The sequence below is a fragment of the Paenibacillus terrae genome (assembly GCF_005217525.1).
In the GTDB taxonomy this organism is placed as follows: domain Bacteria; phylum Bacillota; class Bacilli; order Paenibacillales; family Paenibacillaceae; genus Paenibacillus; species Paenibacillus terrae_C.
In genome coordinates this window covers 847,515-860,942 of sequence record NZ_PNXQ01000016.1, presented here as the reverse complement: position 1 = coordinate 860,942, position 13,428 = coordinate 847,515, and the positions used below count along the sequence as shown (strand labels likewise).

The window sequence follows — 13,428 nt, the reverse complement described above, 5'->3', positions numbered from 1 at the left end:
CCTAGGCGTGGTAAGGCTTGAGCCTGAAGGTGAAACCAACCAATTCTTCATTTTGCTGTGAAGGTTTGGCAGTGAAAACCAATAATATATTTACGAGTATAGGTATGAATCCATCAATTGATTGGTCAAGTAATTTGGCAAATCAGGAGGTGGATTTTTTATGTTTTCGGAGATTACATTCCAAATTGAGAATTTTATGCTGTATTGTACAAGCCGTAATCTTGCAAAAAGAACATTAGCCAGCTACGAGCAAACACTAAAATTATTTGCAGTGTACCTGGAACGAGAACATCAGACTACAGATTTTAAAGAGGTGGGAAGCGGACATATCCGAATGTACGTAAAGTATGTGCAAGATAGGGGGAAATACTCGGTTGTTTCGAGAGAGGAATCAAGAAACTCAAATCATCCTGAGTTAAGAGGTGATTATAATAAGCTTGTATCTGCAACGACAATTGCAAATTACGTTCGGAATATCAAAGTGTTTTTTAATTGGTTTCATACTATTGAGAGGGAGATACAAAAAAATCCAGTTGGACAAATAGCACTTCCAAAAGTTGAGAGAAAGCAAAAGCACACATTAAGTGAATCGGAGATTGTTTTAATTTTACGACAATTCGATACTACAAAGTTCCATGGTTATCGCAATTGGATGATCTTCCGTCTGCTACTCGATACTGGAATGCGAATTAATGAATGTGTAAATCTGGAACCGAAACACATTGACTTTAATAAACGAGCAATCCTTATAGTCAAACCCAAAAATAAGCAGCAAAGATTCGTTTACTTTTCATCAAAATTGAGTGTGGAGCTGAAAAGTTGGCTGAAACATCGTGATCGCTATAAAGAGTCGCAATGGTTATTTCCCACAACCAAGGGTACGCAGTTGGATGTACGAAACTATGAATATGCGCTAAGACAAGCTGGTAAGGCTATCGGGTTAAATGTACATCCTCATCAGTTAAGGAATAATTATGCGAAGTACTATATTTTGGCAGGTGGTGATTGGTTTACTTTGAGTCGTATCTTAGGTCATGCTTCTGTTGAGACTACGCAAAAAGCATACCTCGACTTCACCGATGATGAGGTGAGAGGAAAAGCTCAACTGCATAGTCCACTGAATACACTTAAAATTTAACAAGAGTGGGGAAGTAGGAAGTGAATTTTAACAATATCGCCGCCAAATACGAGGAACTTGTCTTAATAGAGGAACAACTACTCAAACAAGCAAAAGTATGTGAGGACATGATAGGACACTGCATACAGGATGCTGACAACCAGCGAACAAGTCGTTTTACCTGCGGGTGGACGGACGTTATTCATCGGTGAACTAGCGTTGGACGGCAGTATTCGTCCCGTGAACGGGGTATTGTCTATGGTTGATTTAGCCAAGCGAGAAGGATTTCATTCGGTGCTGCTTCCTGAGGAAAATGCAGGTGAAGCACGTCTGATCAAAATTCTTATGATATACATTATCACGTAGTTGTGAGAGTTGTTTTACATACGTGATAATGTTGCATAATATCCTGCTTATGGGATACATTATCACGTATTTGGAAAGCTGCTTAAAATATATGTTAGGGGGGATACAAATGTATAAGATTATATTCCGTTATAGCATTCTTCGTAACAGTGACTTTGGGAAATTTATTCTGGAGAAAAAAACTGCAACTGTGAATTATGAAGTGACCTTAAAAGATTACGAATATCAGCAGCAGAAAATAGTAAACGAGATAAGTTCAAAAGAGAGCGTTAAGGCAACACAGGTGAGAGTTACGGGGATTTCAATTCCCTATTCATAATATAATTAACAACCTTAAAACGAACGTGAGAGCATCTCAGGAGTATGTTGATTGTGGAGTGTATGTTATTCTAAGAATAAATGAACGAGACATAGGCTAATATTTTGATTAGAACAATTATCTCAAATAAAAGGAGAGGTTGAATAAGTGGAGGAATTATATAACTTGATTCATCCAAAGTATGATGATTACTTACGCCTTGATCAAGAATTAAGAATACCTTTAAGAAAAGATAATCAATTATCTATAACCGAATCGAAGATCCCGTTTTTAGAAGGTTAAGATATCTCTACATGGTCTACAACTTTTTTTGATAAAGTGGCACAGGCAGAATTTAGTCTGATTAATTTATTGTATATATTTGAGCAAGGAATTAATGATGATGAGTGGCTTGTCAAGGGAAAGGGAACTGTTCGCCTACTTCCTCATTTCGAACAGAAGGATTACTTTCTCAAATTTTATTTTGATTATTATGTTGATAATTTCTTCTATAAAGTTTCTTCTGCTTTAGATGTATTATCTCATATTAGTAATAGATTATATAATTGGAACATGTATGAGCCATCCTTTAAAAAATGTTGGGATCAAAAGGAATCAGAAAGTACTGTAAAATTATCAAATGAACAGCTTTACTTTGCCCTAAGAGAAATTATAGATAAGCCAATCTATAAAGATTTTAGACGAATTAGAAATGACTTTACGCATAATCATCCTCCTTCGTCTCCCACATCAGGTGTAATCTTTTATAAAGATAAGGAGAGGCCAGTGACTAACTTGGGGGGAGAAGAATATAGAATAACTAAATCTCTTTCTGGAGACCATATTGTGTATACTTCATCAGGTGAAATCAAAAAAATGGTACTAGAGGTTTGGGAGCTATTAATTGATGTAATTGATGTGGTTAATGAACATATGAGGTAGTTTGGAAAAATGAAGTCTATTTTAGCGAGCTTTTGCAGAAAGACAATATAAAACACCAATTTTACCATCCAGTTACCCCCATATTGACAGTGACTGGATTTTTTTGGGTTTGAATAATTGGTTAAAAATAATAAAAATAAAGGAGTAAACCATAAACTGGACGGTTAATCAAAGGAAGACTGTACGTGAAGGATTGGAATAATGAATAGATCAACCTCAAGCTGCTGGTTCAGGCCAACAGAAAGGCTATGTAACATGGATATAGATTGGTTGAACTTAGTGTATAGAAGAGCAGCACGGTTTTGTTTTTAGTAACAATATTATATGTGGCTGAAAGTAAATTTTAAAATTGAAATTTGAGCGAACTTAACAGGTGAAATTTTACATTATGTATTGTTTACTATTTTACAGATTATACTGGAAAGAAGTAAAAACAACTCATAGTCTGATCCCTAAAGAATGAAGTAACCAGGCATCATTCACACAAGGATGATCAGACCATGAGTTATTAACATATTAGCATCATCGAACGTTGCAAACTTACGAGCAAGTCCGCATAGCCTTTGTTTATCTTTTGGGATCACTAGGACTTAACTGTGTCCATTCTGATGCATCTCTATCCGTAAATATATATTCTGTGTTAGGGTCATCTGTAAACTTAACTGTAACAGGATATTTAGGCATTAAACTAAGACTTGCTTTAATGCTTAGAATATCAGATTCAGAGTATCCCTTCTCATTAATAAGATATGATTTTAAGCCTTGCTCTAGGGAATTTAATTTTATTTGCAAAGCCAAAAATGAGCCACCACTAACTAGGATAATCAAAATTAATAAAGTAATCCAAATTTTTTTCTTTTTCAATCTGTATGAACCTCCTTTTACATACCAGTATAGGGTTCATAATGAAGTTTTCATTTCAATTAAATAAACAATATTCAGATAACTGAATCCTTATTCTACATATATTTTGCGTATGCATTTTAAAAATTCTTAAGAACAGCTCTTAAGTAGTGCCTTATTAACGGGCTGTAAAAGAAGTTATATAAACAAAATTACTAGATATCGTTACTTCTGCTGGAATCACGAATCCAATAACATCAGCACTACTATGTGTACCCACAAAGTCAAATCCTTCCCCATAGTAAAATGCTTGCCATATAAACTTCGAACAATAATTAGGAGATGTTGTACTTAATTTGGAAAATGGATTGATAAAATATTCATTTACTCGTGAATAATTATTTGTTACCCATTTAGCTGCATTGACACCTCTTCCGTCCCTTGGTCTATAAACTTTAATAGTTTCTCCTTTGCCGTACCTAGCCATATAAGCTGTTAAATTATCTATTACACCGCCATTCTCTCCCGGTGTTACATGAATAACATTGAAATTAGAGTTTACAATGCCTACATGACCTACAATTTTGGAAGAACCTCCAAGAGTCTTAGTGGAGTATAAGATATCACCAATTCTCATTGAAACGTTTGTGCCTGGATATGTAGGACCAATTTCGGCGTAAGGACCAATTAAACTATCAGTTGGTAGTATGTCAGGAATAATCATATCATCTTCACTAAAACTATCATGTGTCATCACTGACTGTAACATTTTCCGCTGCAATTTTTTCCTCTGTACCAACACTATTTGCACTTACTGAGGCTTGACCTACAGGTATAAAACCCAACAACAGAAATAAGACTGATAACGCTTACATACTTTTAACTAAAAAACTTTTCACAAAAATACCTCCCAAGGATATATTAGTTCCTCCACACTATTGGATGAGCAATTAATTGCGATCAAAGGCTCAGTATTAAATCGCTTTATTATACCCACATATCCACATCTTGAAGTTAGTAGAGAAACAATATGCTTATTTTACTCATTAAATACAAAATTTTGTATAGGAATAGTTGACCAAAAATAAAGTTCTTAAGAGCTATATACTTTTTTTGGAGCTATTGATATAGATACTGTATTTACTTAAAAAATATTCCTTTTATAGCGGTGTAATGGTTTGTTATTACAGCAAAAAATAATATTATAATTAGATTAAAAGGATTTTGTCATGCGTATCCAATGATCCGGGCAAATTGTTTTGAAATAATATATTTTTTGATAATAATGCTTAGGAAGTTTGAGATTAATGTAATTATCTGTATTCCTGACATTGTCACTTTATCGAAAGGAGATTAAGATTGATATATTAGTAGAACTATATTAGGGTTTGCTGGCGCGCAGTTAATGTGCTATCTGGTACAAAACGAAAGATACGTCAAGAAAGACAAAGGACGACACTTGTCCATTATCTTTCTTGTGCACGGGTTATTGATATTGCACCTATGGGATGGAAAAGAAATGGATGAAAAGTATCACAGGAAGGATATTGAGTTTTTAGAATCAGTGTTTAGTTAAATTACTTTTGATTTTGAAAGAAGCCCTCAGAAGGAGCAGCATTATATATGAATCAAAACCAGCATCACACAATGACTTACACGCTAAACAGCGGTATCAAAGGAACAGTCAATCTATCCATTAAACAAATACAGGAATGGATAGAATCATATCGTGTAGGCCGTAAATATGTAACTACAGTAGGCAAAGAACATTTTGGATTGAATCCTGACCTTGTAGCAGATTTTAAGGTACATAATGAATACTCAGAGCAAAGGGAACATGTTGCAGCCATACAGCCTACAGCAGCAAGTAAGGCCACTGAACAGTTAGCAGAAGCATACAGTCAACATAAGGTGCTGATTCAGGTGGAATGTAAATGTGGAGCTTCCTATATAGAAGAATCAGCGTACAAGCGGAGTAAATGGGGATGTAAAGAATGCAGGGAGATTGTGTTTCTGGACAGCAAGAAGGGTATGGTGGATACTGTGAAAGGGAAATCGTGTATATGACCAACAGGTATTTCGTTGAGAGGTAATAGAGGGGGTTGGCAGCTTGGCGACCACTCGAAGTGTGAAAAGGAGACTGAGAAAGTATGGATGACGAATGTTTGAAGACAGTCTTTTATAGATAGTAAAATTCATAAGTGTTAAGCACAGTATTTCATAATGAATTGAAGAGAGGACATGATGAGTAGATGAATTAAAAGGACTGACGATGGAATTAGCTGCCAGCCCATTTGGTTTATTTTTTAGTTTGTTGTGTCTTTTAAATATGCTACACCAACTTCAGTACCCGATTCTCCATTAATCCCAACATAATATTTACAACTGTTACTCATCCAGTAATCTTGAAAACTAGCTTTTTTTGTTGTTGTGTATATATCGATAGAGTGAGCATTTTTGAAACTGTTACCATTACATGACTCAAAAAGAGTAGCCTTAGCGGAACCCTTTGTAACTTCTAGTCCGAATCTGCCATATTGATTCTTACCATTAATTGCAGTCGTTGTATCCGTTAGTTTACTTGGTGAGATATAGGCCCAAGATTCAGCAGCATAAACAGATGATATTCCAACAATACTTAATATTGCAACCAGACTCAAAGAAAATATTTTCTTTTTCATTATGAAATCAACCTCCAAATATGGAATATATTTCACTGTAGAAGATACATGATTTATGATGCTTTATCAACAAAAACTTTTGAAAAATTACGTAGAAATTATTACGCTGAAGCGAATCAGGATATTATAGAGAAATGGAGGTAATTTGATGTTCAATCTAGAAGACAAAGTGATGGGTAAGACTACTGGAGAGTCATGTTGATAGTGATGCGGTTATGACTGCGAGCTGCGTGAGTTGCATTTATGATTCAACCTTGAGACAAATTGTATTAGAGTTCAGGTGGTAAGAGTGATAGAGTGAAAGTGAAAAAATTCTTATTGATAATATCAAAATGACAATTATAGCTCTTCCTTTCCGCTATTCGTGTTACGATTGACGATACGTCTTTGGTGTTTTCAAAAACATAGATGAATAAAGGAAATTCCGATTTTAAGTTTCACAAAATTTAATTTATAAAAATACAATAATCCCTTGATGCATTAAGCTTTTCTGAACATTTTTCTCCGGTACGTACGATTGAAACCACGATACAAAGCAATTTTTCACAAATCCCTTTGTTTATCTATGTTTTAGCTATTTTCTCGATACGGCAACGATGTAAATATATTCAGGCACAATTTTGAACCATAATGACTCAGAAAGCTATACGTAATAAGGAGTTTTTGAATATATGGTCAAGTTTGACGATTGAGCTTCGATATGGGTGTCGATACAGGTTATATCTACAGTGTCTCCAAAGTTGGCGATACCCCTATAATGGTTGACACAGCGTCAACCAACCTCCTATCCTCATTACTGATTACGATAACATCAAAATATTAATTTAAAACTATATGATAATAAATGTATTGAAAATAATTGATTAGTTTGACTTTGGTTGAAGTAATGGATATAATTTCAATATATTGGTGAGGAAATTTTATCTAATTAAATGAAATTTTATCCATTTTTCGTTGAATCTATTGCAACTAGAGTAGAGTTTCCTGTGATTTGCTATAATCTGCTTTTGTCTGATTACATACTCACAAGTTAGTCACTTTTTTGTATGTATTTATGCAAAAAAAGTTTCTATAAAATAATATTATTGGAGGTTATTTATTAATGAAAAAGCAAATTGCCGCTCTTCTAATGTCAACTTCGTTGGTGTTACCTATCGCTGCCGTAGCTTCGGCTGACAGTTCTTCAATTGAAAGTGCATCGACTGCTGTATCTAGTTCAAATTCCGATGTACAAGTCATTAATTTAGGTACAACAGGCAATGATGCTTATCTTGCATCCAACCCACCAATTTTGACAGATAATTCAAAAAACTCTATAATTACTCCAATGGATACAGATGGTCAAAATATAAGTTATAGGTTTGGTAATGTAAGTAGCCAGGTATGGTCTTCAAGTCCTCTACCGACTCATAGATCTGGCAAGATTACTCTTAACGTAGTACAGGACACTGGTAGTTGGGGTACACCAGCTGTAGTTAACTATCAGTTTTTAACTAAAGACTTTAAGAAAAAGTCAGAAGTAATTCAGGTCAATGGTAACATTACTGGTGACGCAACAACCATTACATTCTATGATGTTCCTCAGGGCACATCAAGTAATCCAGTGTATTTATTTATCACAAATCAGACGAAGTTATCCATATCAGGAAATGGATACACAAAATAATAGATTGGAAGTGTCGCTGTGAAATTCAAAGCAACAACTTGTGGGCTAATTATTCTGGCGGTAGGTGCTAGTGTATTAACTGGAGTTATTTCAAATAGTGTACATGCTGATAATGATGCTCCTATTCGAAACGAAAGCGTTACTTACGATCCTGTTCCCCCAGAAGTATTAGAGGAACTTAGAATTCCTGATAAGATTTCAACTAAGGATGGTTTGTTTGTAAAAACACTTCATGCTGAAGAAAATTTTAGTCAAGATGAAGTAGTCTATAATGGTTTAAAGACTACAGATAAAACAAAAGCAATCATTCAATATGACGCTACTTATATCAAGGAAGAAGATAATGAGTAGTTAATATGAAAAGCCAGTATGGAATTGCTTCTTTTCATATTAAGTTTTATATCTAAAAATGTCTGGACGACTACTGTCGTCCTTTTCGTCGTACTTGGATTATTGATGTACGATTTTAATACTATGTCATAAAGTATACCTTTTACAATAGTAGTCTAGTATATGTCATAAGTGGTTATGTTACATGTCAAATAGTATAAAAAATATTTTGAAACATTTCATATATATTTTTATACATTTTGACATGCTTTTGCTATAATATAATCAATGACATAGCAAAGGATGATCCATATGGGTGAGATTAGACACTATGGTTACATAAGAGTATCAACGAAAGATCAGAACGAAGCTAGACAATTGGAAGCAATGCAAGATTTGGGTATCATGGAACGTGATTATTTTATTGATAAGAAAAGCGGCAAGAATTTTGACAGACCACAGTATCAGGCATTGAAGAGTGTGCTTAGGAAAGGCGACATTCTGTTCATCAAGGAACTGGACAGACTTGGACGGAATGCAGAAGAAATCAAACGTGAATGGCAAGATATAACGCACGAGATAGGCGCACATATAGTTATTCTTGATATGCCAATTCTTGACACTAGACAATACCATAATGGCTTAGAGAAAGTTATATCCAGTATTGTGCTTGAACTGCTTAGCTACATGGCAGAACGTGAACGCGAGAAGATCAATGGCAGACAAACCGAAGGGATAGCAGCAGCTAAAAACAATGGTGTGGTATTTGGTCGGCCTAAACAGGCAATAAGTAATGACTTCATTATGGTATATGAGGAATGGAAGGAAGGCAGCATAACAGCGGTTGAAGCAATGAGACGTGTGGATATGAAACCTAATACATTCTATCGTAGGGTAAAGGAATATGAGCAACAGCAACAAGTAGGATAAAATTTTATATGTGTACACTACGTACAGGGTTACAAGCCTAGATGGAATACTGTCTAGGCTTTTTTTATGTCTCTGCTGACCAATATTAGCAGTTACAATAAAATAGGGTGGGGGGTATTTTACATCGTAAACGCCTGTTTAATTTCCAGAATTGCCCCTAGCACTTCCACCTCCACACTCAGGTTATTTTTTGACTCGATACAATACGCAGATTGAAGGAAAGTTATTGAGCTGCTTCATACATCAATTTTAAGGTGAATCTATAAATAAATTACAAAGGAAAATGAGTATCAATGTTCAATCTGGTAACTTTGTATGGTTTGAGTAGTACCGCTATTTTCTACTATAAGTATAGAACAAATCGCTTGGCAAAATGATGATACCCTTAATCAAGGAATCTTTGCAAACTATCATAAAAGGTATCTTAAGTAAATATATGAGAGGTATATGATTTTGTTCCAGAAGATGGTATAATCATGAGCAATAAAGCAAACCTATTTTACTACTTGTTTCTTAATTACATAATTTATTTAACTATGCATCATATGACGATTTTATGCTGAAAGGGTGGCTTATCCATGAAAATCACACCCACGATACGCACAGAAATTCAAACCTACCTGAGACAGAAAGGATTGAGTATGACCAAGTTTGGACACATCGCTGGCATGAATCCGGGCACAGTGAGCGGTATTGTAACGGGCAATCGTTCTATTTCGATGCACCAATTAGATAGAATCACGATGGGCATGAATTTACCGCCGGATTATTTTTATGAAAGATATGTTGAAGAAAATGTTATAGATGCACCGCTGAACTGGAAAAGAATTAGTCCGTTCTTGTATCGCTGTGTGCAGTTTCAGCGCGTAGACTGTTTGCAAAAAGTAGTAAGTATACTACTGGATAAACCGAACTATCTCCAATATCTCTTTGAATTAGCCGAGGATTGTTATGAAGAAGGTTATAATGAAGCAGCGGCTTACCTATACGAGAACATCGCTGAGGGTGAGAAGTACCAACATTCTGAAAACTTGGCAATCTGTCAATATCGCATGTTCACGATTCAGGTTGGAGACGATCAGAATCGTAATCTTAGGGCAGCTACGATATTTGAAGCCTTTGTTGAGAGACTAGATGAAATAGACCAGCTTGACGCATTGAAGGATTTGGCTAACGTGTATAGGTCTTTGCGTATATGGGACAAGGTTGATGAAATAGCTAAAAAAATGAAGACGAAAGCGGAAATCCAATATGCGATGAAACATAAACAGGACAGCCGAGAACACACCGACTCTACTGATAAGCTGAGTCGTCCCATGTTTGTGTACATCACTTATGCTGATTTATTGTGTGCCAGTGTCTGTGAAGCTCAAGGTGATTACCAACAAGCTCTACAATTTACATACGCCTACGCAGATTTGGATTGGGTCTTAGAGACGGATGAGGATACTTCACACTGGATAAAACTGTTTCAAGATTGGGCGGAATGTAATATTTACGTTAATAAACTCCTGTCTGGAGATACAAGTGTGCTTCCAGATTATATTGAATACATTGCTGCATCTAAAGTCGATAAAGAAATGGTCACTAAGCTGCTGAACGTAATGTTTGCTGCTAACCGATTTAAGTTAGATGTGAATCACGTACTTGAACGTTTCGAGACGCTCATTGACTCTTTTGTGCAAATGGGACAGCCATCATCTGACATGTATACTAAGCAAGTCATACCAGAGCAGTTTGCCCGATTTGAATACGAGTTAGCTTATTATTATTTGTATCGGTCGATGTATAACGATGGCTTTAAATACTTGATGTATTCAATGGTAAGTTATCATACACTAAATAATGAGACTTATTTTATAAACTGTACAGGGCTTTTTGCACATTTCCAAGCATATGCGCTTCCTGAGAGCAGAGAAGAGCATTTCAAACTATTAGAAAAGGTGTGGTTAGACAATGTTGAAAAAAATGGTACTGCTGATCATCGCAGCTAGCTTTTTGTTTATTGTTACTGTGCCTGTTCAGTCGCATAGTCACATCCAACTTCATGATCAAGTTGGTGGGGCATAGACATGTAACAAAATTTGAATTAAAAATGCTTTGAAATAATGCACTCCTAAAATGGGTCTAATTATGAACCAACAGGTCACCACGGGGGAATTTAATCATTCTTAAATATGGATCAATAGGAAATAAGGCAGAACACTAAATCATGTAATCAGTTCAGTAAGAGGTTAGATGGGATTGTCCGTCTAGCCTTTTTAGTATGTATAGCTGGAGCTTGCCAAATGTATTGTTGAATTGGAAAGGATTTATGGAGTGAGGGATGGAAGCGCCAATCTAGAAGGAAGCAATCAATACAAAGATAAAAGTGCTGAGTCAAATAATTTTACTCAGCAAAAAACACAAGCCGATATTGCACAAGAACTTGGCATTACTAAGCAGCAGCTACACAACTATAAAAAACTCCTGACACTTATTCTTGAATTGCAGGATATGGTTGAGGATCAAAATTTAAAGCAACAACTATAAGCCTTTAGACATAGGTAGAAAGGTTAGTCCTTCACATAACAATTAGGAGTTAAGGTTATTTTCCATAAATTTGAATTGTGTTATTATGTCATAACGAACTCAAACCCAGAGGTATATTATGACAACTATTAGAGTAATGCCTGAGCAGTTAATGACTGTCTCCAAGCATTTCGAACAGGCACAACAATTAGTAACTCAAATGAATAGTAATTTAGTACAACAAATTTCATCTATGGAACGGTTGTGGGACGGTACAACCAAACAGCGCTTTTACTACAGTTTCCAAATATCTCAGAAGAATATGAATGACTTTGTTACACTTACGGACTCTATAGCAAAAGAATTGCGTCACCATGCAGATAAATTCAGATTAGCTGATCTGATGGAAGCAGGTAACATTGACGCGAGTTGTTTACCGCCTCCACCTAATTCATGTGCTGTTCCTGCTCCAGATACACGGAATGCGTTTCAGAAATCGGCAGATAGTTTGACAGAGCTAGGTCAGGATTTTGTAGCCGCTAACTCAGTTCGCTATGAGAAGAAATTCGATTCAGTCTGGAGCTTCCTAGATTATATGACGTATGGTATTCCAAAAGGAATGTATCAAGGATACATGGAACGAGCAGCTAAACAAAACGATTCATGGAATGACATGCTCAATTTCGGTACATTTGGAGTAACGGGCATGATTCAGGGAGCATTTAATCCCAATGATGCCTGGTCAAAGGAACACTGGGCTAATATGATCGGTACAGCAGGAATGGTGGGTGGAGTTAGTTCAATAATCAAGCCTAAACTTGGGATTGGTAATACAATCAAGTTTAACGGTGAAGTTAGAGCATTTCCCAAAGGCCATGACCTAGATTTGAAATCGTGGGAAGAGATGCCTGTAAGTGGTCAGAGAAAGGTGACGCCAACTGGGCACAGAATTATGAATGTGAGTGAAATGAAGTCATTTAAAAAAGAAATGGATGCAATAGATATAAAGGTTTTGATTGATAAGAAAGATAAAATTTTGCCTGAAAGTGCTGCGGCTGGTTTTAATCCAGCTACAGGAGAAATAGTTCTGAGAAAAGAACCGACAAATTTGAGCGCAATACATGAGTCTTATCATGCCAAGCAGTGGAAGGAACTAGGGAAAGATAACTATTTACAACAAAGGACTCTTGAGAGAGAAGAGTTCGTTTATAATGAAATTATGAAAAATAAAGAGTTATTTAATGAGGGGGAAATTCTTTTTTCGCAAAAATATATCTATAAATTAAGAAACGGGGAATGGCCTCCACCGGGCTGGAAAGGTTTTGAAAATAATGAGTGAAAAGATAAATAAACATCTTACAGCAGAACGAGCTGTGCAAATAGCTGAGGAATACAAGGAAAAGTACAATCTTTCTGGAACCATAGACAGTACAAAGGAACGTACTGTAAAATTTTATAATCAGTTTGACGATTCCAATCTTCCAGTTTGGCTTGTAATGGTAAATATAATTCTAACTGTATTCCAAGCAGATGATGAGTATACAATTGTGATCTCAGACGCAGAGGCACAGGTCAAATATCTAATTGATCCTAATGGACATTATTATGCTCCTCATACAAAAGAGGATGGATTGACGGACGAAGAGTTTGATAAATTATGGAATGAAGATTCAGAAGACAATTAATCTACGAAGCTTGCTCCTTTAACAATAAAAAGGAGTGAGCTTTTTTGTAGTTATCCAAT

Annotated in this window: 13 protein-coding genes and 2 pseudogenes; 12 read left to right on the top strand and 3 right to left on the bottom strand. The window is 35.7% G+C overall.

Annotation, left to right across the window (positions count from 1 at the left end; genetic code table 11):
* Window positions 1-160: 160 nt before the first annotated feature.
* The 4 genes and pseudogenes from C1I60_RS21530 to C1I60_RS21515 all read left to right on the top strand — a co-directional run bounded on the left by C1I60_RS21530 (window position 161) and on the right by C1I60_RS21515 (window position 2,723).
* Window positions 161-1,138, top strand: coding sequence for a tyrosine-type recombinase/integrase (locus tag C1I60_RS21530; protein WP_137063546.1), 978 nt, complete (start codon window positions 161-163; stop codon window positions 1,136-1,138).
* Window positions 1,139-1,258: 120 nt separating this feature from the next.
* A pseudogene (locus C1I60_RS21525) lies at window positions 1,259-1,477 on the top strand (magnesium chelatase domain-containing protein); the annotation flags it as partial.
* A 115-nt stretch (window positions 1,478-1,592) separates the two neighbouring features.
* The gene (locus C1I60_RS21520) at window positions 1,593-1,802 is read left to right on the top strand and encodes a hypothetical protein (RefSeq protein WP_137063545.1); all 210 of its coding nucleotides are present in this window, start codon (window positions 1,593-1,595) and stop codon (window positions 1,800-1,802) included.
* A 285-nt stretch (window positions 1,803-2,087) separates the two neighbouring features.
* Complete coding sequence (locus C1I60_RS21515; protein ID WP_289306542.1) at window positions 2,088-2,723, top strand: Cthe_2314 family HEPN domain-containing protein; 636 nt, start codon at window positions 2,088-2,090, stop codon at window positions 2,721-2,723.
* Window positions 2,724-3,290: 567 nt separating this feature from the next.
* Here C1I60_RS21515 and C1I60_RS21510 read toward each other — a convergent pair.
* Complete coding sequence (locus C1I60_RS21510) at window positions 3,291-3,587, bottom strand: DUF3139 domain-containing protein (protein WP_137063543.1); 297 nt, start codon at window positions 3,585-3,587, stop codon at window positions 3,291-3,293.
* Between the two features lie 157 nt (window positions 3,588-3,744).
* Window positions 3,745-4,347: a peptidoglycan amidohydrolase family protein gene (locus C1I60_RS21505; RefSeq protein WP_170970867.1), complete on the bottom strand. Its 603-nt coding sequence runs from the start codon at window positions 4,345-4,347 to the stop codon at window positions 3,745-3,747.
* Window positions 4,348-5,189: 842 nt separating this feature from the next.
* On the opposite strand from C1I60_RS21505, the pseudogene C1I60_RS21500 reads away from it, so the two are divergent.
* Window positions 5,190-5,659, top strand: a pseudogene (locus C1I60_RS21500) (hypothetical protein).
* Window positions 5,660-5,872: 213 nt separating this feature from the next.
* Here C1I60_RS21500 and C1I60_RS21495 read toward each other — a convergent pair.
* The gene (locus tag C1I60_RS21495) at window positions 5,873-6,247 is read right to left on the bottom strand and encodes a hypothetical protein (RefSeq protein ID WP_137063541.1); all 375 of its coding nucleotides are present in this window, start codon (window positions 6,245-6,247) and stop codon (window positions 5,873-5,875) included.
* A 1,102-nt stretch (window positions 6,248-7,349) separates the two neighbouring features.
* On the opposite strand from C1I60_RS21495, the gene C1I60_RS21490 reads away from it, so the two are divergent.
* The 7 genes from C1I60_RS21490 (at window position 7,350) to C1I60_RS21460 (ending at window position 13,369) form a co-directional block, all read left to right on the top strand.
* Window positions 7,350-7,913, top strand: a complete 564-nt coding sequence (locus C1I60_RS21490; protein WP_137063540.1) for a hypothetical protein — start codon at window positions 7,350-7,352, stop codon at window positions 7,911-7,913.
* 18 nt (window positions 7,914-7,931) lie between these two features.
* Window positions 7,932-8,264, top strand: coding sequence for a hypothetical protein (locus tag C1I60_RS21485; protein WP_252361820.1), 333 nt, complete (start codon window positions 7,932-7,934; stop codon window positions 8,262-8,264).
* Between the two features lie 291 nt (window positions 8,265-8,555).
* Window positions 8,556-9,173 carry a recombinase family protein gene (locus tag C1I60_RS21480; RefSeq protein WP_137063539.1) on the top strand — a complete coding sequence of 206 codons (618 nt, stop codon included), beginning with the start codon at window positions 8,556-8,558 and terminating at the stop codon, window positions 9,171-9,173.
* A 578-nt stretch (window positions 9,174-9,751) separates the two neighbouring features.
* Window positions 9,752-11,167: a helix-turn-helix domain-containing protein gene (locus C1I60_RS21475; protein ID WP_137063538.1), complete on the top strand. Its 1,416-nt coding sequence runs from the start codon at window positions 9,752-9,754 to the stop codon at window positions 11,165-11,167.
* Between the two features lie 307 nt (window positions 11,168-11,474).
* The gene (locus C1I60_RS21470) at window positions 11,475-11,705 is read left to right on the top strand and encodes a ParB-like helix-turn-helix domain-containing protein (RefSeq protein ID WP_212734496.1); all 231 of its coding nucleotides are present in this window, start codon (window positions 11,475-11,477) and stop codon (window positions 11,703-11,705) included.
* A 118-nt stretch (window positions 11,706-11,823) separates the two neighbouring features.
* Window positions 11,824-13,023: a WXG100 family type VII secretion target gene (locus C1I60_RS21465; RefSeq protein ID WP_137063536.1), complete on the top strand. Its 1,200-nt coding sequence runs from the start codon at window positions 11,824-11,826 to the stop codon at window positions 13,021-13,023.
* Complete coding sequence (locus tag C1I60_RS21460) at window positions 13,016-13,369, top strand: hypothetical protein (RefSeq protein ID WP_137063535.1); 354 nt, start codon at window positions 13,016-13,018, stop codon at window positions 13,367-13,369. Before C1I60_RS21465 ends, C1I60_RS21460 begins: the two co-directional genes overlap by 8 nt.
* The last annotated feature ends 59 nt before the right edge of the window (window positions 13,370-13,428 follow it).